16 protein-coding genes are annotated in these 21,778 nt (G+C 70.0%); 7 read left to right on the top strand and 9 right to left on the bottom strand.

The genetic code is table 11. The annotated features are described in order from the left end of the window. Positions 1-44: 44 nt before the first annotated feature. The 4 genes from coaE to rpsA all read right to left on the bottom strand — a co-directional run bounded on the left by coaE (position 45) and on the right by rpsA (position 5,061). The gene (gene coaE, locus AB0I51_RS29050; RefSeq protein WP_362980065.1) at positions 45-665 is read right to left on the bottom strand and encodes a dephospho-CoA kinase; all 621 of its coding nucleotides are present in this window, start codon (positions 663-665) and stop codon (positions 45-47) included. A 56-nt stretch (positions 666-721) separates the two neighbouring features. Continuing rightward, positions 722-1,660: a PAC2 family protein gene (locus AB0I51_RS29045; RefSeq protein WP_362980063.1), complete on the bottom strand. Its 939-nt coding sequence runs from the start codon at positions 1,658-1,660 to the stop codon at positions 722-724. 135 nt (positions 1,661-1,795) lie between these two features. Further along, a complete protein-coding gene (locus AB0I51_RS29040; protein ID WP_362980142.1) occupies positions 1,796-3,322 on the bottom strand; it encodes a flavin monoamine oxidase family protein in 1,527 nt (508 codons plus the stop codon). A 236-nt stretch (positions 3,323-3,558) separates the two neighbouring features. Further along, entirely contained in the window at positions 3,559-5,061 is a 1,503-nt protein-coding gene (gene rpsA / locus AB0I51_RS29035) for a 30S ribosomal protein S1 (RefSeq protein WP_019067645.1), read from the bottom strand. A 393-nt stretch (positions 5,062-5,454) separates the two neighbouring features. Here rpsA and AB0I51_RS29030 point away from each other — a divergent pair, with 393 nt between their 5' ends. Next, positions 5,455-6,276 (top strand): class I SAM-dependent methyltransferase, encoded by an 822-nt coding sequence (locus AB0I51_RS29030; RefSeq protein ID WP_362980140.1) that lies wholly within the window; start codon positions 5,455-5,457, stop codon positions 6,274-6,276. Positions 6,277-6,333: 57 nt separating this feature from the next. Further along, positions 6,334-8,856: an ATP-dependent helicase HrpB gene (hrpB, locus tag AB0I51_RS29025; RefSeq protein WP_362980061.1), complete on the top strand. Its 2,523-nt coding sequence runs from the start codon at positions 6,334-6,336 to the stop codon at positions 8,854-8,856. Here hrpB and AB0I51_RS29020 read toward each other — a convergent pair. The 3 genes from AB0I51_RS29020 to AB0I51_RS29010 form a co-directional block, all read right to left on the bottom strand. Further along, positions 8,846-9,838 (bottom strand): DUF3068 domain-containing protein, encoded by a 993-nt coding sequence (locus AB0I51_RS29020; protein ID WP_362980059.1) that lies wholly within the window; start codon positions 9,836-9,838, stop codon positions 8,846-8,848. The genes hrpB and AB0I51_RS29020 overlap by 11 nt on opposite strands. A 41-nt stretch (positions 9,839-9,879) precedes the next feature. Continuing rightward, positions 9,880-10,014: an SPW_0924 family protein gene (locus AB0I51_RS29015; RefSeq protein ID WP_362980058.1), complete on the bottom strand. Its 135-nt coding sequence runs from the start codon at positions 10,012-10,014 to the stop codon at positions 9,880-9,882. A gap of 172 nt (positions 10,015-10,186) precedes the next feature. Continuing rightward, positions 10,187-11,929 carry a lytic transglycosylase domain-containing protein gene (locus AB0I51_RS29010; protein WP_362980056.1) on the bottom strand — a complete coding sequence of 581 codons (1,743 nt, stop codon included), beginning with the start codon at positions 11,927-11,929 and terminating at the stop codon, positions 10,187-10,189. A gap of 256 nt (positions 11,930-12,185) precedes the next feature. Here AB0I51_RS29010 and AB0I51_RS29005 point away from each other — a divergent pair, with 256 nt between their 5' ends. Next, positions 12,186-13,040 (top strand): DUF4184 family protein, encoded by an 855-nt coding sequence (locus tag AB0I51_RS29005; protein ID WP_362980054.1) that lies wholly within the window; start codon positions 12,186-12,188, stop codon positions 13,038-13,040. Here the strand turns inward: AB0I51_RS29005 and AB0I51_RS29000 are convergent. Both AB0I51_RS29000 and polA read right to left on the bottom strand, forming a co-directional pair. Then, on the bottom strand, positions 13,003-13,410 hold the full coding sequence (locus AB0I51_RS29000) for a hypothetical protein (RefSeq protein ID WP_362980052.1): 408 nt from the start codon (positions 13,408-13,410) through the stop codon (positions 13,003-13,005). The two genes, AB0I51_RS29005 and AB0I51_RS29000, sit on opposite strands and share 38 nt — an antisense overlap. A gap of 237 nt (positions 13,411-13,647) precedes the next feature. Further along, positions 13,648-16,374 carry a DNA polymerase I gene (gene polA, locus AB0I51_RS28995; RefSeq protein WP_362980050.1) on the bottom strand — a complete coding sequence of 909 codons (2,727 nt, stop codon included), beginning with the start codon at positions 16,372-16,374 and terminating at the stop codon, positions 13,648-13,650. A 320-nt stretch (positions 16,375-16,694) separates the two neighbouring features. On the opposite strand from polA, the gene AB0I51_RS28990 reads away from it, so the two are divergent. The 4 genes from AB0I51_RS28990 to AB0I51_RS28975 all read left to right on the top strand — a co-directional run bounded on the left by AB0I51_RS28990 (position 16,695) and on the right by AB0I51_RS28975 (position 21,735). Continuing rightward, positions 16,695-18,974 (top strand): FdhF/YdeP family oxidoreductase, encoded by a 2,280-nt coding sequence (locus AB0I51_RS28990; protein WP_362980048.1) that lies wholly within the window; start codon positions 16,695-16,697, stop codon positions 18,972-18,974. A gap of 63 nt (positions 18,975-19,037) precedes the next feature. Next, positions 19,038-19,526: a hotdog fold thioesterase gene (locus tag AB0I51_RS28985; RefSeq protein WP_362980046.1), complete on the top strand. Its 489-nt coding sequence runs from the start codon at positions 19,038-19,040 to the stop codon at positions 19,524-19,526. Positions 19,527-19,623: 97 nt separating this feature from the next. Then, on the top strand, positions 19,624-20,295 hold the full coding sequence (locus tag AB0I51_RS28980; protein WP_362980044.1) for a hypothetical protein: 672 nt from the start codon (positions 19,624-19,626) through the stop codon (positions 20,293-20,295). 222 nt (positions 20,296-20,517) lie between these two features. After that, complete coding sequence (locus AB0I51_RS28975) at positions 20,518-21,735, top strand: branched-chain amino acid ABC transporter substrate-binding protein (protein WP_362980138.1); 1,218 nt, start codon at positions 20,518-20,520, stop codon at positions 21,733-21,735. The last annotated feature ends 43 nt before the right edge of the window (positions 21,736-21,778 follow it).

The following is a 21,778-nucleotide window of genomic DNA, read 5'->3' as shown; positions in this document are numbered from 1 at the left end:
TTCCTTCCCTCGCTCGCACGTTTCAACGCCCGACGAAAGGCCCGCTATTCCTGGGGTGGCTGCTGGGGCGCGTGCGCCCTGCGCACGAGTTCGGCCCATACGTCCTGTACGCGGCGCTCCAGCGTCTCCAGGGGTACGTCGTTGTCGATGACGACGTCCGCGATGGCGAGCCGCTTCTCGCGCGTCGCCTGGGCGGCCATACGCGCGCGTGCGTCCTCCTCGGTCATGCCGCGCAGCCGCACCAGCCGGTCGAGCTGTGTCTCGGGGCTCGCGTCGACGACGATCACGAGGTCGTACAGCGCGGCCAGGGCGTTCTCGGCGAGCAGGGGAACGTCGTGGATCACCACGGCGTCGTCGGCCGCGGCGGTTTCGAGCTCTCGGGAGCGTCTGCCGACCAGGGGGTGGACGATCGAGTTGAGGACGGCCAGCTTCTCGGGGTCGGCGAAGACGATGGAGCCCAGCTTCGGCCGGTCCAGGCCGCCGTCCGCACCGAGCACGTCCTCGCCGAAGGCCTCGACGACCGCCGCGAGCCCGGGAGTTCCGGACGCGACGACCTCGCGCGCGATGCGGTCGGCGTCGATCAGCACGGCGCCGTAACCGACCAGCAGCCGCGACACTTCACTCTTACCGGCACCGATGCCCCCGGTGAGGCCGACCTTCAGCATGGACAGAAGCCTACGGCCTGTCACTGACAGGCCACCCGGTGACCGACGACCGCCGACTAGCTGTCGCCCTCGCGCTCCGCCAGGAAGCGCTCGAACTCCTGCCCGATCTCGTCCGCCGACGGGATCTCGACGGGTTCGGCGAGCATGTTGCCGCGGCTCTCGGCGCCCGCGGCGGCGTCGTACTGGTGCTCAAGGCCCTGGACGAGCGCCACGAGCTCCTCGTCGCCCTCCTGGATCTGGCGGTCGATCTCGGTCTGGGTGCGGTGGGCCTCGGTGCGCAGGGAGTGCGCGATGCCCGGGAGGACCAGTCCGGTGCCCGCCGTGATGCCCTCCAGGACGGTCAGGGCCGCGTCCGGGTACGGGGAGCGGGCGATGTAGTGCGGGACATGCGCGGCGACGCCCAGGACGTCGTGGCCGGCCTCCATGAGGCGGTACTCGACCAGCGCCTCTGCGCTTCCGGGGACCTGCGCCTCGTCGAAGGGGCTGCGGTGGCCCGGGACGAGGTCGGTGCGGTTGCCGTGCGGCGTCAGGCCCACCGGGCGGGTGTGCGGGACTCCCATGGGGATGCCGTGGAAGTTCACGGACAGGCGGACGCCGAGGCGCTCCACGATCTGCTGGACGGCCAGGGCGAAGCGCTCCCACTCCACGTCCGGCTCGGGGCCCGACAGCAGCAGGAAGGGCGCTCCGGTGGCGTCCTGGACCAGCCGTACGTCGAGGGTGGGCTCCTCGTAGTCGGTCCACCGGTCACGCTTGAACGTGAGCAGCGGACGACGGGCGCGGTAGTCCACGAGCCGGTCGTGGTCGAACCTGGCCACGACCTGGTGGGGCAGCGTGTCGAGCAGTCGTTCGACGATCTGGTCGCCCGTTTCGCCTGCGTCGATGTATCCGTCGAAGTGGTAGAGCATGACAAGACCGGCCGACTCCTGTGCGAGCGCCATGTCGACGACGGCCAGGCCCTTCGGCTCCCATGCGTACAAACCCTGCGGATCAAGCACTGTGACCGCTCCTCCTCGTGTTCGTACTGCACAACGCCCCACAGGGCATGGGCATTCCCGCCCATGCCCCTGATCAGGCACCTCTTACGGGCTTTTCATGCGCCGCTCCCCTGCGTCACCAGGAGGGCGTCCATGTCATGAAGACAGCACGCGCGCGTGGAGCGCGGTCACGGCCTTGCGGGCGGAGGAGAACGCGCCGTGCTGCCAGGCGTCGGTGTAGCTGAGCCAGTCGCCGGCGAAGTAGACGCGTCCCGTGGGTTCGTTGAGCGGCTTGTAGCGGACGTCGTCGGGGCCGCCGGGGGTGTCGTGCCACGCGGCCTCCAGGTGGGGCGTCTGACGCCAGTGGTGGGAGAAGGACGATGCCAGTTCGCTGCGGTACTTCTCCCCGTAGATCTTCACGCCCGCGGCCACCGCCCGTTCTTCGCGCCCCTTCGGGGTGAGCTTGGCGTACGAGTCCGCGTTGTCGTCGTAGTTGTAGTACCCGATGAGGACGCCCCGCTCACCATGGAAGCCGTACGAAGGGTGCCAGATGTGGGTGACGTCCTGGTCGGTCTCGGTGATGCCGCCGTAGATCCGGTGATCCAGCTCCCACCAACGGGACTTGTACTCCAGGCCGATCTTCGCGGCGGACGACGGGGTGATCGCCTCCAGTGCGGCCTGTACGCCGCTGCCGAGGTTGTGCGGGATCTTGGCGAGGATGTTGGGCGGCAGGGCGCCGACGCAGTAGTCGGCCTCGACCACCTTCGTACGGCCTCCCTGGGTGTAGGTGACCGAAACGCCGCTCCCCTTGTCGGTGATTTTCGAGACGGCCGCTCCGGTACGGATGCGATGTGCGCCGATCGCCCGGGTCAGCGCCTTCGGTATCTGGTCCATGCCGCCGACCGGCTGGAACATCAACATGGCCTGGTCGAAGCCGAATTCGAAGGAGAAGTAGCGGCCGACACCGCTGGCGAGGACCTCGGAGGCGGTCGGGACGTCACCGAGCAGCACACCAGGGGTGCCCGCGGCGGCCGGTACGGTCGTGTACCCGCGCCGCTCACCGCCCGTGTACTTCAGCGTGTCGCCCAGCTCGCCCCAGTCCTTCAGGAACTCGACCAGCCGCTCCTGGTCGGTGGCGGTCAACTCCTTGTCCAGGGCGCCCTTGTCGGTGGCCTTGGCGAGCAACTCCGAGACATAGCCGTAGACATCGGCCTTGGCGGTGCGATAGCGCTCGGGCTTGGTCATGCCGGCGGACTCGTTGTAGATGTACGCGTCCGCGTTCACGTTGGTGAACACCTGGATGGGGACGCCGAGTTCACGGCAGTAGTCGAGGGTGATCATCCACTGCGGGATCCGCGCGGGACCGCAGTTCATGTAGTGGCCGTCGGCGAAGCGGGCGGTCTGCCGGTTGCCGTAGAGGTCGGTCGTCGTGTCGCCGCCGCGGACGGTGAAGTTGCGGCCGCCGGTACGGTCCCTGGCCTCCAGGATCGTACAGTCGTAGCCGGCCTTGCCCAGTTCGTACGCCGTGGCCAGTCCGGCGATGCCACCGCCGACGATGACGACCTTGGCCGCGCCGCGTCCGGTGAGCGTGAAGTCGCTTGCGTTCAGGGCGCGGAAGGGCTGCTCCCGCTGGGCGGCCTGCGCGGTGGGAGCGAGCCCGAGGGCCCCCATGGTGGCGAACATGGTGCCCGCGCCACCGGTGACGCCCACGTTCCGCAGAAAAGCACGTCGGCTCTGGTTGCTTGCCATGGTCCGGCTCCCCTCTCCGATCATGAATGACCGGGGAAGCGTGCCAACGGCCGGTTACGGCACGGCAGTTACTGATGTATCTCACATGTTTCTGCAAGGCCGGGGAAACGACCGAGGGGCCGCACCTCGAAAGGTACGGCCCCTCAGTTCAAGAGCTACTGCTCAGGTGATCAGCTCTGGCCGCCGGCCAGCTTCTCACGCAGGGCAGCGAGCGCCTCGTCCGAAGCCAGGGCGCCGGACGTGTCCGCACCCTCGGAGGAGTACGAACCGCCACCACCGGCGGCGGCCGGAGCCGCACCCGGGGTGTCGACGCCCTCGGCCGCCGCCTGGGCGTCGGCCTCGCGCGACTTGATGACCTGCGCCTGGTGCTGCTCGAAGCGCTGCTGCGCCTCGGCGTACTGGTGCTCCCACGCCTCCCGCTGGGTCTCGTAGCCCTCGAGCCAGTCGTTGGTCTCGGGGTCGAAGCCCTCGGGGTAGATGTAGTTGCCCTGGTCGTCGTACGACGCGGCCATGCCGTAGAGCGTCGGGTCGAACTCGACCGAGGCCGGGTCGGCACCGAAGGACTCGTTGGCCTGCTTCAGGGACAGCGAGATCCGGCGACGCTCGAGGTCGATGTCGATGACCTTGACGAAGATCTCGTCGTTGACCTGGACGACCTGCTCCGGGATCTCCACGTGGCGCTCGGCCAGCTCGGAGATGTGCACCAGACCCTCGATGCCCTCGTCCACGCGGACGAACGCACCGAACGGAACCAGCTTCGTGACCTTTCCGGGCACGACCTGGCCGATCTGGTGGGTGCGGGCGAACTGCTGCCACGGGTCTTCCTGGGTCGCCTTCAGCGACAGGGAGACGCGCTCGCGGTCCATGTCGACGTCGAGGACCTCGACGGTGACTTCCTGGCCGACCTCGACAACCTCGGAGGGGTGGTCGATGTGCTTCCAGGACAGCTCGGAGACGTGGACCAGACCGTCGACGCCACCCAGGTCCACGAAGGCACCGAAGTTGACGATCGAGGAGACCACGCCGGAGCGGACCTGACCCTTCTGGAGGGTCGTGAGGAAGGTCTGGCGGACCTCGGACTGGGTCTGCTCCAGCCAGGCACGGCGGGACAGGACCACGTTGTTGCGGTTCTTGTCCAGCTCGATGATCTTGGCCTCGAGCTCCTTGCCCACGTAGGGCTGGAGGTCGCGGACACGGCGCATCTCGACGAGAGAAGCCGGCAGGAAGCCACGGAGGCCGATGTCGAGGATGAGACCACCCTTGACGACCTCGATGACGGTACCGGTGACGATGCCGTCCTCTTCCTTGATCTTCTCGATGGTGCCCCAGGCGCGCTCGTACTGGGCGCGCTTCTTCGAGAGGATCAGGCGGCCTTCCTTGTCCTCCTTCTGGAGAACAAGGGCTTCGATCTCGTCGCCGACCTTGACGACCTCGTTCGGGTCGACGTCGTGCTTGATCGAGAGCTCGCGGCTCGGGATGACACCTTCGGTCTTGTAACCGATGTCGAGCAGGACCTCGTCCCGGTCGACCTTCACGATGACGCCGTCGACGATGTCGCCGTCGTTGAAGTACTTGATCGTCTCGTCGATCGCGGCGAGGAAGGCTTCCTCGTTACCGATGTCGTTGACCGCTACCTGCGGGGTGGTGGCGGTGGTCTCGGTGCTGCTCGTCATGTGGGAAAGGGCTCCGGTACGGACATTGAAGTCGTAGGTACTGCTCACGCCGAGAGCCTTTTTCGCTTCGCTCTGCAGAAGGCCGGACAGCCAAGGAAGCGCCGATCCGGAACACCAGGTGTCCGGTGGCGCCTCGAAAACCGAGGGGACATACATACAGATGCGAGCGCAACCTGCTACGTCTGAGGTGCGCAGGCCCGCAGCGCAACTTGTAGCATACGGGGGCAGCCAGGCAGGGTCAATGCGCGAAGGCGCACACCCGGGGCGGATCGCCGCATACCCGGCACAAAACGTGTCCCGCGAGGCCACGCAGGCCTGACGCACCCCTTCAGTGACGCCACCGGAACAGCCGCACCGTAGAGGTGACGGAAGAGTACGACGAGGGAGCCGATCATCCAAGAGCCCGATACGTTCGAACCGGAAGCCACCCGACGTGACGCCGACGTCACCGAGAGTTCCCGCGCCAACCGCGGCTGGTGGGACCGGAACGCGGACGACTACCAGGTCGAGCACGGCACGTTCCTCGGCGACGACCGGTTCGTGTGGGGCCCCGAGGGCCTCGACGAGGTGGAGGCCGAACTCCTCGGCCCGGCCGAGGAACTGAAGGGCAAGGACGTCCTGGAGATCGGCGCCGGCGCGGCCCAGTGCTCGCGCTGGCTGGCCGCCCAGGGTGCCCGTCCGGTGGCCCTGGACCTCTCCCACCGCCAGCTCCAGCACGCCCTGCGGATCGGCGGATCGTTCCCTCTGGTGTGCGCCGACGCCGGCGCGCTGCCCTTCGCGGACGAGTCCTTCGACCTGGCGTGCTCGGCGTACGGGGCGCTGCCGTTCGTCGCCGACCCGGCCCTGGTGCTGCGCGAGGTGCACCGGGTGCTGCGGCCCGGCGGCCGGTTCGTCTTCTCGGCCACGCACCCGATCCGCTGGGCGTTCCCCGACGAGCCGGGCCCCGAGGGACTCACGGTCTCCGCCTCCTACTTCGACCGCACTCCGTACGTCGAGCAGGACGACGAGGGCCGCGCGGTCTACGTCGAGCACCACCGCACCCTCGGCGACCGCATCCGCGACATCGTGGCGTCGGGCCTTCGCCTGGTGGACCTGGTCGAGCCGGAGTGGCCCTCCTGGAACACCGCCGAGTGGGGCGGCTGGTCGCCCCTGCGCGGCAACCTGATCCCGGGAACGGCCATCTACGTCTGCGAACGCGACCGCGGGCGGGACTGACGGAACACGGGCACGCGCGCGTAGAGGCCGCTTCCCGAGCCGTACGACACTGGGAACGTGATCCGCTACGACGCCCTCGACGCGCTGCCCGTCCGCAGTGCCCTGCCCGGACTCGACGCCGCCCTGGAGGCCGGCGGTGCCGCGGTGCTCGTCGCGCCGCCCGGTACCGGCAAGACGACGCTGGTGCCGCTCGCGCTGGCCGGGCTGCTCGGCAGGGGGAGCGAGGGGCCCGCGCGACGGGTGGTCGTCGCCGAGCCGCGGCGGATCGCGGCGCGGGCGGCGGCCCGGCGGATGGCGTGGCTGCTGGGCGAGAAGGCCGGGGAGAGCGTCGGCTACACCGTGCGCGGTGAGCGGGTCGTGGGACGGCACACGCGCGTGGAGGTCGTCACGACCGGAGTGCTGCTCCAACGCCTGCAGCGGGACCAGGAGTTGACGGGCGTCGACGCCGTGGTCCTGGACGAGTGCCACGAACGGCACCTGGACGCGGACACCGTGGCCGCCTTCCTGGTCGACGTACGAGAGGCGCTGCGGCCCGAGTTGCGTCTGCTCGCGGCGTCGGCGACCACCGACGCGCAGGGCTGGGCCCGGCTGCTGGGCGGGGCACCGGTGGTCGAGGCGGAGGGCGTCGCGTACCCGGTGGAGGTCGTGTGGACGCCCCCGGCACGGCCGGTACGGCCGCCGCACGGGATGCGCGTGGATCCGGCGCTGCTCACGCACGTGGCGTCCATGGTGCGGCGGGCGTTGGCCGAGCGGGACGGGGACGTGCTGTGTTTCCTGCCCGGCGTCGGCGAGATCGCCCGTGTCGCCGGGCAGTTGGGGAACCTCGGCGACATCGAGGTGCTCCAGGTCCACGGGCGGGCACCGGCCGCCGTACAGGACGCGGTGCTGTCTCCCGGAGTGGGGCGGCGGGTGGTGCTGGCGACGTCCGTGGCGGAGTCCTCGCTGACGGTTCCCGGGGTCCGGGTGGTCGTGGACTCCGGGTTGGCGCGGGAGCCGCGGGTCGATCACGCGCGCGGGCTGAGCGCGCTCGCGACGGTACGTGCCTCGCAGGCGGCCGGACGGCAGCGGGCGGGCCGGGCCGGGCGGGAGGCACCCGGGGCCGTGTACCGGTGCTGGGCGGAGGCCGAGGACGCGCGTCTGCCGCGTTTCCCGGCGCCGGAGATCAAAGTGGCCGACCTGACCGCGTTCGCGCTCCAGGCGGCGTGCTGGGGGGATCCCGGGGCTTCGGGGCTGGCGTTGCTCGACGCGCCGCCCTCCGGGGCGATGGCCGCGGCGCGGGGTGTGCTGACCGCCGTGGGCGCGGTCGACTCCGATGGGCGTGCCACGTCCCGGGGTGTTCGGTTGGCTCGGCTGGGGTTGCATCCTCGGCTGGGCCGGGCGTTGCTGGACACGGGGGCGGCGGGTGCGGAGGTTGTCGCGCTGCTCAGCGAGGAGGCTCCGCGGGAGTACGGCGATGATCTTGCCGGGGCCCTGCGGCTTGCCCGGCGTGGGGGTGACGCCTACTCCGCGCGGTGGCGTGCGGAGGTTCGGCGGCTGCGAGCCGTGGGGGCGGAGCTTTCCCAACCGGCCACCCGTGACTCCCCTCTTGCGAAGGTGAACGTCAACAGCGACGACACCCTCGTAGGCCTGGTCGCCGCCCTCGCCTTCCCCGAGCGCATCGCCAAGGCCGACGGCGGTTCCTACCTCCTCGTCTCCGGCACCCGTGCCGGACTCCGCGACAACAGCCCCCTCCGCGGCGCCCCCTGGATCGCCGTCGCCGCAGCCGACCGGCCCATCGGCAACGGACACGCGCGCGTGCAGCTCGGCACCGTCGTCGACCAGGACGTCGCCCGGTTCGCGGCCGGGGCGCTGCTCAGCGAGGTGGACGAGGTGCACTGGGCCGGCGGTGACGTGGTGGCCCGGCGCGTCGAGCGGCTCGGGGCGGTCGAGCTGGCGGTACGGCCGCTCAAGGACGCCGACCCCCTTGCCGTACGGGACGCGCTTGTTGAAGGGCTGCGACAGGAGGGGCTCGGGCTGTTGCGGTGGTCCGCGGATGCCCAAGTGCTGCGGCAGCGGCTCGCGTTCCTGCGTCTGAACGTCGGGGCGCCGTGGCCCGACGTGTCCGACGAGGCGCTGCACGCGCGCGTGGACGAGTGGTTGGAGCCCGAGTTGGGGCGCGCCCGACGGCGGAGCGATCTGGGGCGGATCGAGGCGGGGCAGGCGCTGCGGCGGTTGTTGCCGTGGGCCTCGGGGGACGCGGGAAGGTTGGACGAGCTGGCTCCGGAGCGGTTTGCCGTGCCGAGTGGGTCCAGGGTCCGGATCGACTACGGGAATGCCGAACAGCCCGTGCTGGCCGTGAAGTTGCAGGAGATGTTCGGGCTCCACGAGTCGCCGAAGGTCGCCGGGGTGCCGGTGCTGGTGCATCTGTTGTCCCCGGCCGGGCGGCCCGCCGCCGTGACCGCCGATCTCGCGTCCTTCTGGAAGGACGGGTACCGGGGCGTGCGCGCCGAGTTGCGGGGGCGGTATCCGAAGCATCCGTGGCCCGAGGACCCGGCGACCGCCGAGGCCACGCGGTTCACCAACGCGCGGCTCAGGCGGTGACCGGTTCCGGTTCCTGGATCTCGGCGGGGGCGGGGTCGCCGGGGCGCCTGCTGCGGGCCTCCAGGTAGAGGGAGAGCGCCAGCAGGAGGAGGCCGAGGCTCAGGAAGCCCCAGGGGAGGTAGGAGACCATCAGCAGGACGAGGGTGCGGTTGGACTTCACCAGGGCGACGGTGTGCTTGATGTAGTCCTCGCGCATCTTCACGTCGCCGGCGAACGCCGTCACCTTCGCGCGACCGCCCAGGAGGGTGCCGCCGCGCAGTTCCTCCTTGTGGATCTCCTCGCCGTAGACCGGCGCCCCGGTGACGGGCTCGACCCAGAACTTGCGGACCGTGGTGTACCAGCGGGTGGTGCCGGTCTTGGCGACGTCCTCCGGGGTGATGCCCTTGACGGGCATCGTCTTCGGCAGGGGGACCTTGGTCCACGGGATGGTCTGCTCGAAGTAGTAGACCTTGACGCCGCGGAAGTTCTGGGTGCCCTTGTAGTGGATCGGGTTGGTGGTGCGGGTCTGCGCGTCGAAGTACTCGTAGTCCCGTTTCTGGGTCAGGAACGGCCACTTGAACTCGATGCCGTCCCGCTTCACCGGGTCGCCGTCGACCATCTCGCCGGTGGCGTGGACGGGGTCCTGGGTGTGCGCGTCGAAGATGTAGCGCTCGGGGATCGAGGAGACCATCTTGCCGTCGGGGCCCTGGACGTAGGACAGGCCGTCCCAGACGACGACGTCCCGGCCGGCGGTCTTGTCGATCTTCTTGGCGGCCTCGACGTTGCCCTTGAGGGTCTGCACGATGGTGACCTTGGGGACCGTCTTGGCCCGCAGGCCGTCGTAGTCGAGGAGGGTGGCGTTCTTCGCCTCCAGGACCATGTCCTGGTACTGGTTCGCCGGGATCTTGGCCAGGCGCGGGAAGGCGTACCAGCGCAGCAGCGGGGACAGCGCCGTGAAGAACACGGCGAGGGCGAGCAGGATCAGGCTGGCCTTGCGGCGCATCTCGGCCTCCCCCTCAAGGAGTCAAACGCTTGCGCAAACGTTTACGGATGCGCGGGCACCGTCGTCAGCAGCGGTTTCGGGGAGGTCTTCCCCATCGGGGTACCCATCGCGGTGATGGTCAGGATCAGCGCGAACGCGAGCACGAGTCCGGTCGCGGCGGCGATCAGGGCACGCATGACGGGCCTCCCGACGGACTGGAACTGATAGGTCGTCAGGTCCGGCACCGTAGCAACGCGCGGGCGAGATGAGAACACGTTGCACACGTCCGACGGGCGGACGGCGGACACGAAGAGGGCGCCCGCCCGCCGAAGCGGAGGGGCGCCCTCTTCGCAGGGTCGTACGGCCGGACTACGCGCTCGGCGAGGCCGACGGGCTCGGGTCGGCCGAGGCGCTCGGGCTGGGCGAGGAGGTGTCGGTCGCCGCGGCCACGGTCAGTTCGACCGTGAGGGTCGCGCCGCCCGTGGTGGTGATGCGGAGCAGGAAGGTGCCGGTGGTGTCGTCCGCGTACAGCTTCGGCAGCTTCAGGAGGCCGTCGGCGTCCGTGGCCAGGCCGGTGAGGGTGCGGACGGTCTTGCCGTCGGCGTCCTTGAAGTAGGGGCCCTTGTCGTTCTCGGTGGCGTCGTCGGCCGCCTTGATGAGGGTTGCGGTGGCCGCGACCTTGTCGGCGACCGCACCGCCGTAGGTGGCCTTCGCCTCGACCTGATCGGCGAACTCGCCGCCCGGGGTGCAGGTCAGCGCGGTGGTGCTGGTGCGGGCGAGAGTGTCGGCGACCCGGGGCGTGACGCTCGCCGTGTAGTCGAGACCGGTGATCGTACGGCCGAGGAGCGTGGCGCGGACGGTGAAGTCACCGGTGGTCTCACCGGCCTGCAGAGCCGGGGCGACGGCCACACCGGAGGCGTTGGTGACGACCGTGGCGACCTTCTCGCCGCCGGTGAACGTGGCGTCCGTGGTCCCGACGATCGTGAACCGGATCCTGACCTTGGCGACGCCCTTGCCGGCCGAGGTCTGGGCGCGGGTGCTGATCTTCTTGGTGAACGCGTCGCCCGCCATCGCGCTGAGCTTCGCCGTGCCCGCGTCCGCCAGCTTGGCCACCGTGTCGGTGGGGGTCGGCGTCGGCGTGGGCGTCGGGGTCGCCGGCGCGGAAGGACTCGGGCTGGTGGTGTCGCCCGGCGTGCTCGGACTCGGGCTCGGCGTCGAAGTGGCCGGAGTCGAGGGCGAGGACGAGGGCGAGGGGTTGGCTCCGGAGCCGTCGTCGCTGCGGCCGGAGGGCAGGGTGCCCGTGCCGTCCGGGACCGAGTGGGTGCCCTTGCGGTAGAACTCCAGCCAGGACAGGACCGTGTTCAGGTAGTCCGTCGAGTTGTTGTAGCTGAGGATCGCGCTGCGCAGGCCCGCGTCGGTCGACAGGTTCCAGTTGTTGCGGCACAGGTAGTGGCCGGCGGCGAGGGCTGCGTCGTAGACGTTGTTGGGGTCCTTGACCCCGTCGCCGTTGCCGTCGCGGCCCGCCCAGGCCCAGGTGGACGGGATGAACTGCATGGGTCCGACGGCCTGGTCGTACTGGCTGTTGCCGTCGTACTTGCCGTTGTCGGTGTCCCTGATGAGCGCGAAGCCGTTGCCGTCGAGTGCGGGGCCCAGGATCTTGGAGGTCGTGGTGCCGTTCGCGTCGACCTGGCCGCCGCGCGCCTGGCCCGACTCCACCTTGCCGATGGCGGCGAGGAGTTGCCAGGGCAGGTTGCAGCCGGGCTTGGAGGTGGCGAGTTCGGCCTCGGCCTTCTTGTAGGCGTCGAGAACGGTCGCGGGGATGCCCGCCTCGGCCTCGCCCACCGAGACCGGGGTCCCTATGGAGGGCGACTGGCTGGGGCTGGGGATCGGACTGCTCAGCGGCGGGAGGTCCGTGTAGTACGGCGAGTCTCCGGTGGCGCTGCGACCAGTGCTTCCGTCACTCCCGCCGGGCGCGGTCTGGCCGGCGGCGAGCGTTCTGTGGCCGCCGGTCGCCGCCGGAGCCTGGGACGCGGACAGTGCCGCGACCGCTGCCGCGGCCACCGCTGTCGTCGCCGCACCCTTGCGCAGCCGCCTGCCGAAATGCGCCGTCATGGAGTGAACCCCTCCCAGGGACGCCCGAGCGCCCGTCCTTGTCTGTTGCCTCTGCGCCTGTTGTGACGGTCGAGCCGCCCCGCAGGTTGCCCTCGTGGTGGTTATCGGATGGTGTGTACTTGTTCTCCGTCTCCGCCCGCTCGTGGACCCGTGTGGGGGCCCAGGCGACCCTACGACAACTTGCTTTCCACGGGCACCCGTTGGTGACCGTTATTCACCGCCTGGCCATATGCCGACGACCCCACGGGGAGCCCTGTTGCCGTTCACTTTGAGTCATGCCGCCGCCGTACTGCCCGCCGTGCGCGGCGACGGCAGGGGACACGGCCGGCTGGTACCGGCGGTGCTGGTGGCGGGTTCCTTCGCCCCCGACATGACCTACTACGCGGCGAGTGCGGTCCCCGGAGCGATGGAGTTCGGGAACGTCACGCACTCCTTCCCCGGCGTCTTCACGGTCGACGTCCTCATCACGTGGACGACGGTCGCCCTGTGGCTGCTGCTGCGCGAACCCCTGGTGGCCCTGCTGCCGCGCGCCGGGCAGCCGCGGACGGCGACCCTCCTGCGCTGCGGCACGCCACGCGCGCGTGCCACCCCGTCACTGACCGCGCGGTGGTACGTCTCCGCGGTCCTCGGCGGTCTGACCCATGTCGTGTGGGACGCGTTCACGCACCACGACCGGTGGGGCGTACGGCTGTTCCCCGTCCTCGACCGCACGGTGGGCGGCCGACCGCTGTTCTCGGCTCTCCAGTACGGCAGTTCGGCGGTCGGCGCGCTGCTGATCGCCGCGTTCGTGGTGCGTGCGCTACGACGGGTTCCGGCCACCGGGCCGGTGGGGGTGCCCGTGCTGTCGGTACGGGACCGGTGGGCGGCCGGTGCCGTCCTGGCCGGCTGCGCGCTCGTCGGGGCGTCGGAGCGGGCCTCGCGCTGGTGGGCGTACTGGGGCTCGACGGCGAGCCCCTGGGACCTGATCCCGACCCTGTGCTTCGGGGCGGGCGCCGGGCTGGTCCTGGGCGTGCTGCTGTACGGCGTCGGCGTCCGTGTGTGGCGCCCGGCTGCCTCCGGGGCACCCAACGAGGTCAGCGCGGAGCAGAGCCGTCCGGCGGGGTCGCGATGAACACCGTCATGGTGTGCACGGAGCGTGACCTCGGGAGCCTGCTGAGGACGAGGTCCAGGTAGCTGCGGCCCAGCTCGGCCCACAGCCGCCACACGGGGGTGCCGGTGGGGGTGCTGGCGGGCCCCTGCGGGTGTCTGGCCTGTTCTCGGGGGTCTACGGCCGTGTCGTCCCGGAACGTGAGGCGGTGCCGGAGGCCTGCGGCCGTGTGCCGGACGGCCATGGCGAGGTCGGCGGGGATGCGGGCGGTGCTTGCGCCGGCGGCGAGGGCCGGGACCGGCGGGCGGGGCGTGACCGGTGCGGCAGCGGAGTCCGCTGCCTGCGCCTGCGTCCGTGCCCGGCCCGGCCGGCGATGGAGCATGCGTATACCCATGCCCGCATCCTTACGGTCACCTGGGCCGGGGGGCGCCTCCGCGAGGGCCACGCGGGTGACGGGCCCTCCGGGGGTCGGGCGGGGGGTGTGCGGGGAGTTTCCGTTGCCGGAGAGGGTGAAAGTGAGTTCGGCACCGCGGGAATGCGCCATGGTGCGTGCGCGCCGTTGCGGCGGAGAGTCGAGGCGGGCCCAGTTGAAAAGCTCGCCCGGGACGACCCTCCGCCGCACCACCACCGGCTAGTGCGCTGCCGACTCCCAGTCCGGGCCCACTCCCACCGAGACGTCGAGCGGCGCCCGGAGGTGCACTGCGCCCGCCATCTCGTGGCGGACCAGTTCCTCCGTGGCCGCCCGCTCGCCGGGGGCGATCTCCAGGACGATTTCGTCGTGGACCTGGAGGAGCATGCGGGACTTGAGGCCGGCCTCGCGCAGGGCACTGTCCACCTTGAGCATGGCCATCTTGACAATGTCCGCCGCGGTGCCCTGGATCGGCGCGTTGAGCGCCATCCGCTCGGCGGCTTCACGGCGTTGGCGGTTGTCGCTGTTGAGGTCGGGGAGGTAGCGGCGGCGCCCGAAGAGCGTCGCCGTGTAGCCCGTGGCCCGTGCCTCGTCGACCGCGCGCCGCAGATAGTCCCGTACACCGCCGAAGCGCTCGAAGTACGTGTCCATCAGGACCCGTGCCTCGCCCGCGTCGATGTTCAGCTGCTGGGAGAGACCGAAGGCAGAGAGCCCGTAGGCGAGGCCGTACGACATCGCCTTGATCTTGCGGCGCATCTCCGCGTCCACCGCGGAGCCCTCGACGGAGAACACCTGGGAGGCGACCGTGGTGTGCAGGTCCTCGCCGGAGGTGAACGCCTCCAACAGGCCCTCGTCCTCGGAGAGATGGGCCATCACGCGCAGTTCGATCTGGCTGTAGTCCGCGGTCATCAGGGACTCGAATCCCTCGCCGACCACGAAGCCGCGGCGGATCGCCCGGCCCTCGTCCGTGCGGACCGGGATGTTCTGCAGGTTCGGGTCCGTGGAGGAGAGGCGGCCGGTCGCGGCGACGGTCTGGTTGAACGTGGTGTGGATACGGCCGTCCGTCGCGATCGTCTTGATCAGGCCCTCGACGGTGACGCGCAGCTTCGCCTGTTCGCGGTGGCGGAGCATGATGACCGGCAGTTCGTTCTCGGTCTGGTTGGCCAGCCAGGCCAGAGCGTCCGCGTCCGTCGTGTAGCCGGTCTTCGTCTTCTTGGTCTTGGGCAGGCCGAGTTCGCCGAAGAGGACTTCCTGGAGCTGCTTGGGCGAGCCGAGATTGAACTCGTGTCCGGCCGCCGCGTGCGCCTCCTTCACCGCCTGCTGCACTGCACCGGCGAACATCTGCTCCATGGCTTCGAGGTGGGCCTTGTCGGCCGCGATGCCGTACCGCTCCAGGCGGGCGAGCAGGATCGAGGTGGGCAGCTCCATGTCCCGGAGGAGGTCCGCCGCACCGACTTCCTGGAGGCGGGTCCCGAAGGCCGCTCCCAGGTCGAGGATCGCGCGGGCCTGCACCATCAGGGCGTCCGCCTCGGCGCCGTCGTCCGCGCCGAAGGCCAGCTGGCCGTCGGCCGTGGCGGCGGGTGCCAGCTCGCGGCCGAGGTACTCCAGGGACAGCGCGTCCAGGTCGAAGGAGCGGCGGCCGGGCTTGACCAGGTAGGCGGCGAGCGCGGTGTCCATGGAGATGCCGGCGATGGTCCAGCCGTGCTCGGCGAAGACCCGCATCGCACTCTTGGCGTTGTGGAACACCTTGGGGCGGTCGGCGTCGGCCAGCCAGGCCGCGAACGCGTTCTCGTCGCTCTCGTCCACCTCGGCGGGGTCGAACCAGGCGGCCGCTCCCCCGGCGGTGGCGAGCGCGACCTCGGTCACCGAACCCGAGCCGAGCGTCCAGGTGTCGACGGTGGCGACGCCGAGGGGCTCGGTGCCGTAGTCGGCGAGCCAGCCGGGCAGTTCGCCGGTGCCGAGGACCGAGCCGTCGACCGCGACACCGCTCTCGGCGGGCGGGGTCGCGTCGGCCTCTTCGCTGCCCGGATCGACGGCGAGGAGCCGTTCGCGCAGCGAGGGGTTGCGGATCTCCAGGGTGTCGAGAACCATCGCGACGGCCGTGCGGTCGTACGGAGCGCGCTCCAGGTCGACGACCGTCTTGGACAGTTCCACGTCCTTGACCATCTCGGTGAGGCGGCGGTTGAGCTTGACCGCGTCCAGGTGGTCGCGAAGGTTCTGTCCGGCCTTGCCCTTGACCTCGTCGACGCGCTCGACGAGGTCGGCGAAGGAACCGAACTGGTTGATCCACTTCGCGGCGGTCTTCTCACCGACGCCCGGGATGCCGGGGAGGTTGTCGGACGGGTCGCCGCGCAGGGCCGCGAAGTCGGGGTACTGGGCCGGCGTCAACCCGTACTTCTCGACGACCTTCTCCGGGGTGAACCGGGTCAGCTCGGAGACGCCCTTCGTCGGGTACAGCACCGTGGTGTGGTCGGACACCAGCTGGAAGGAGTCCCGGTCGCCGGTGACGATCAGCACGTCGAAGCCCTCGGCCTCGGCCTGGGTGGCGAGCGTGGCGATGACGTCGTCGGCCTCGAAGCCGTCGACCGCGAACCGCGACACGTGCATCGCGTCGAGCAGCTCGCCGATCAGCTCGACCTGGCCCTTGAACTCGTCCGGGGTCTTGGAGCGGTTCGCCTTGTACTCGGTGAACTCCTCGGAACGCCAGGTCTTGCGGGACACGTCGAAGGCCACCGCGAAGTGCGTGGGCGCCTCGTCGCGCAAGGTGTTGGCCAGCATCGACGCGAAGCCGTAGATCGCGTTCGTCGGCTGGCCCGTCGCGGTCGTGAAGTTCTCCGCGGGCAGCGCGAAGAACGCGCGGTAGGCCAGCGAGTGCCCGTCCATCAGCATCAGCCGTGGACGGTCTCCGCCGGAGGTCTTGTCGGTCTTCTTCGATGCTGTCTCTGCCACGACCCCGATCCTGCCACGCCCCACTGACAGTCGGGGTCACGGTCGCCGCGTCGGAGGCCGGTTCCGCCGCGGCAGCGGTCGTAGGAGAACCGGGGCCGTGGCCGTACGGAGTGCCACGCGTGCGTGGCCGCCGCCGCGGAGAGGAGCCGGACGAGCCCGCCCCGTCTCACCCCGCTCCTCGCCCCGCACCACCTCACGCACCCGCCGGCCTCGTCCCACCCCTGCACCCATAGATCCCACGAACCGGACTCGGCGCTGTCACTACCGCATGCGAGGATCAGAGATGTAGTGCACACGTGCCAGCGAAGGAGAGGCCCGCGATGGCCACGAAGCCGCCCAAGGGCGATCCGGTCCAGGACGCACCGCAGGTCACCGAGCCGAAGCACGCCGCGGCCGGCCTCCCGGCCATCGGGCACACGCTGCGCATCGCCCAGCAGCAGATGGGTGTGAAGCGCACCGCGCTGACGCTGCTGCGGGTCAATCAGAAGGACGGCTTCGACTGCCCGGGCTGCGCCTGGCCCGAGCCGGAGCACCGGCACACGGCGGAGTTCTGTGAGAACGGCGCGAAGGCGGTCGCCGAGGAGGCCACCCTGCGCCGGGTCACCCCGGAGTTCTTCGCCGCCCATCCGGTGGCCGATCTCGCGACGCGCAGCGGCTACTGGCTGGGCCAGCAGGGCCGTCTCACGCATCCCATGTATCTCCCCGAAGGGGCCGAGCGCTACGAACCGGTCACCTGGGAGCGGGCGTTCGACATCGTCGCCGAGGAGATCGCCGCCCTCGGTTCGCCCGACGAGGCGCTGTTCTACACCTCGGGCCGCACCAGCAACGAGGCAGCCTTCCTGTACCAGTTGTTCGCTCGGGAGCTGGGCACCAACAACCTGCCGGACTGCTCGAACATGTGCCACGAGTCGTCCGGTTCCGCGCTGAACGAGACGATCGGCATCGGCAAGGGCAGCGTCCTCCTGGAGGACATCTACCGGGCGGATCTGATCATCGTCGCCGGCCAGAATCCCGGCACCAACCACCCGCGCATGCTCTCCGCCCTGGAGAAGGCCAAGGCCAAAGGCGCGAAGATCATCAGCGTCAACCCGCTGCCCGAGGCGGGCCTGGAGAAGTTCAAGAACCCGCAGACCCCGCAGGGCATGCTCAAGGGCGCCGCCCTCAACGACCTGTTCCTGCAGATCCGCATCGGTGGCGACCAGGCCCTCTTCCGCCTCCTGAACAAGCTGATCCTGGAGACGGAAGGCGCCGTCGACCAGGCCTTCGTCGACGAACACACCCACGGCTACGACGAGTTCGCCGCCGCCGCGCGGGACGCCGACTGGGACGAGACGCTGCTCGCGACCGGGCTGACCCGCCCGGAGATCGAGAAGGCCCTGGAAATGGTGCTCGCCTCCGAGCGCACCATCGTGTGCTGGGCGATGGGCCTCACCCAGCACAAGCACGCCGTGCCGACCATCCGCGAGGTCGTCAACTTCCTTCTGCTGCGCGGCAACATCGGCCGCCCCGGCGCGGGTGTGTGCCCGGTGCGCGGCCACAGCAACGTGCAGGGCGACCGCACCATGGGCATCTTCGAGCGCCCCGCGCCCGCCTTCCTGGACGCCCTGGAGAAGGAGTTCGGCTTCGCCCCGCCGCGCGAGCACGGCTACGACGTGGTCGCCGCGATCCGCGCCCTGCGCGACGGCGACGCGAAGGTGTTCTTCGCCATGGGCGGCAACTTCGTGGCCGCCTCCCCCGACACCGAGGTCACCGAGGCGGCCATGCGGCGCGCCCGCCTCACCGTGCACGTGTCGACGAAGCTCAACCGCTCGCACGCCGTCACGGGCGCGCGAGCCCTCATCCTGCCCACCCTGGGCCGTACCGAGCGCGACCTCCAGGGCGGCGGCGAGCAGTTCGTGACCGTCGAGGACTCCATGGGCATGGTGCACGCCTCGCGCGGCCGTCTGGAGCCCGCGGGCACCCACCTGCTGTCCGAGCCGGCCATCGTGTGCCGCCTCGCCCGCCGCGTCCTCGGCCCCGAGTCCCGCACCCCCTGGGAGAAGTTCGAGAAGGACTACGGGACGATCCGCGACCGCATCGCGCGCGTGGTCCCCGGATTCCAGGACTTCAACAAGCGCGTCGCCCACCCCGGCGGCTTCGCCCTCCCGCACGCCCCGCGCGACGAACGCCGCTTCCCGACGGCCACCGGCAAGGCCAACTTCACCGCCGCGCCCGTCGAATACCCCGAACTCCCGGAAGGGCGCCTGCTGTTGCAGACGCTGCGCTCGCACGACCAGTACAACACCACGATCTACGGCCTCGACGACCGCTACCGGGGCATCAAGAACGGCCGCCGGGTCGTCATGGTCCACCCCGACGACGCGGCCCGGCTCGGGATCGCCGACGGGTCGTACGTCGATCTGGTCGGCGAGTGGAAGGACGGCGTGGAGCGGCGGGCGCCCGGCTTCCGGGTGGTGCACTACCCGACCGCGCGGGGCTGCGCCGCCGCCTACTACCCCGAGACCAACGTCCTCGTCCCGCTGGACGCCACCGCCGACACCAGCAACACCCCGGCCAGCAAGTCCGTCGTCGTACGTCTGGAACAATCGACGACCGACTGAGCGTTTGCTCAGCCGACCGTCAGGTCCATCCAGTCAGGCGAAAGACGAACGGAGTCCGGTCCCATGGGCGAGCAGCAGCAAGGGAAGTTCCCGCAGGACGTCATCGACGAGTACTCGGCACTCGGCATCGACCTGGTCGCCCTGTTCTCGGCGGGCCACCTCGGCACACGTATGGGCGTGGAGATCGTGGAGGCGTCCGCCGAGCGCGTCGTCGGCACCATGCCGGTCGAGGGGAACACCCAGCCCTACGGACTGCTGCACGGCGGCGCCTCCGCGGTGCTCGCCGAGACCCTCGGCTCCCTGGGGTCCATGCTGCACGGCGGCAGCTCGAAGATCGCCGTCGGCGTCGACCTGAACTGCACCCACCACCGCGGCGCCCGCTCCGGCCTCGTCACCGGAGTGGCCACACCCGTGCACCGGGGGCGCTCGACGGCGACGTACGACATCGTGATCAGTGACGAGGAGGGACGACGGGTGTGCAGTGCGCGGCTGACCTGTCTGCTGCGGGACGTGAAGCCGGGGGACGGAATCCCCGCGAGCGCCGCGAGCTGATCCCGCCGGTCCGTCGCCCCCGCCGGGGGTGGTGGGCCGGACTCCGTCTTCCGCACCCCCGTCCACTCCCCTACCGTTTTCCCATGAGGCTGCCGGCATGAGCGGTATCGGGCCCGTCGAATCCGTCGACTCGCCGGAGACGAACGGGAGTTACGAAGTCATCGGCGGCGATCCGCCCCATCTGACGGACCGTTGGCACACCCTGTCGCCGCGCACCCGCAGAGCCGTGCTCGGGGCGGGCGCGGTCGTCGCCCTGGGCGTCGGAGCCGTCCTCCTGCCCCCCGTCCACTCCTCCCGGCAGAGCGACCCGCGGCCACCCACGCCATGGCCCGCGAACGTCACCGAGTGGCGCTACGTCGGACTCGCCCAGACCACCGACACCCCCACCACGACCGGTTTCTTCCGCTTCGCGGTCGCCGTGGACAGCGGCCCCGCCGTCACCCTGAGAGTCACCGGCGCCGCCTTCGACGGACTCACCGCCCAGGCCGTCCCGGAACCGTCCTTCACCGTGCACACCGGAGCAACCCGCCGCGTCACCGTGGAGATATCCGTTTCCGACTGTTCGGGACTGCCCCTGAATGCGGACCTCGCCTTTCTGGACGTAACGCTGCGTAACACGCGCGCAATACAACGCCACAGTTTCATCTTCGGCGCCTCCTACTCCAAGGACCTTTCCCAGCTCCTCCACAGGGCCTGCAGTACGACAAACGCCAGGCCAGGCCTGCGGCCAAGCGGAAGTGCAGGTTCTCAAAATGTGGACCTCGGCTGAATTCCGCCAAACCGGCCGAGACCCACCTTCCACGAAGCCCTCCAACCGGCACGTCATAACAAGAAAGTCACAAGCCCGCGCACGACGATGCCCATGCCTACAGACCGGGCTTAGAGTCACGGCCAGTCACCGCTCCATCGGGAGTTCGGTACCAGCGCAGCACCCTCCGCCCCACCCGGGCGACTGTGCCTGCGGAAAGGACAGATTGTGCGACAGCGTTCTCTGGTGATTCTTACCTCCGTACTCACCACCGGAGCTCTGACCCTCACCGCCTGCGGCTCCCGGGACAGCGGCAGCAAGAGTGACAGTGGGTCCACCACCCTGACCATCGGCGTCGACGCTCCCCTGTCCGGTGAGAACTCCACCACCGGCCTCGGCATCCAGTACGGCGTCCAGATCGCCGTCGACGACGCCAACAAGAACAACTGGGTCCCGGGCGTCAAGTTCAAGATCAAGGCCCTGGACGACAAGGCGCAGCCCGCCACCGGCCAGTCCAACGCCACCGCCTTCACCGGCGACAGCAACGTCGTCGGTGCCGTCGGCCCGCTGAACTCCGGCGTCGCCCAGTCGATGCAGCAGGTGTTCGCCTCGGCCAACATGGTCGAGATCTCCCCCTCGAACACCAACCCCGCCCTCACCCAGGGCAAGGACTGGGCCACCACCAAGACGCGGCCGTACAAGACGTACTTCCGCACCGCCACCACCGACGCCCTCCAGGGTGCCTTCGCCGCCGACTACGCGTACAACGGCCTCAAGAAGAAGAAGGCCTTCGTCGTCGACGACAAGCAGACCTACGGCGCCGGCCTGGCCGGAATCTTCAACAGCGCCTTCAAGAAGCTCGGCGGCTCCATCGCGGGCACCGACCACGTCAACACCGGCGACACCGACTTCAGCTCGCTCGTCACCAAGATCAAGAACTCCGGCGCCGACCTGCTCTACTACGGCGGCCAGTACGACGAGTCGGAGAAGATCACCAAGCAGCTCAAGGGCGCCGGCGTCAAGATCCCGCTGTTCGGCGGTGACGGCATGTTCGCCACCACCTACATCCAGACCGCCGGCAAGGCGGCCGAAGGCGACCTCGCCACCTCCGTCGGCGTCCCCGCCGACACCCTGCCCGCCGCCAAGCAGTTCATCGCGACCTACAAGGCCAAGGGCTACAAGGGTGACTACGGCGCCTACGGCGCCTACGCCTACGACGCCGCCACCGCCATCATCAAGGCAGTGAAGGCCGTCAAGGACGCCAACGGCAACAAGCTGCCCGCCAGCAACGACCTCCGCTCCAAGGTCGTCGACGCCGTCCAGAAGTCCGACTTCGAGGGCATCTCCGGCAAGGTCGCCTTCGACCAGTACGGCGACACCACGAACAAGCAGCTCACCGTTTACCAGGTCACCAACGGCGCCTGGAAGGCCGTGAAGACCGGCACCTTCAACGGCAGCTGATCTCAGCTCCAGCACCACCGCACCACGGGCCGCGCGGAAGGAG

Source organism: Streptomyces sp. NPDC050549, from assembly GCF_040655035.1.
In the GTDB taxonomy this organism is placed as follows: domain Bacteria; phylum Actinomycetota; class Actinomycetes; order Streptomycetales; family Streptomycetaceae; genus Streptomyces.
Note: the sequence above shows the minus strand (reverse complement) of the source record. Positions and strands in the feature narration are given on the sequence as shown.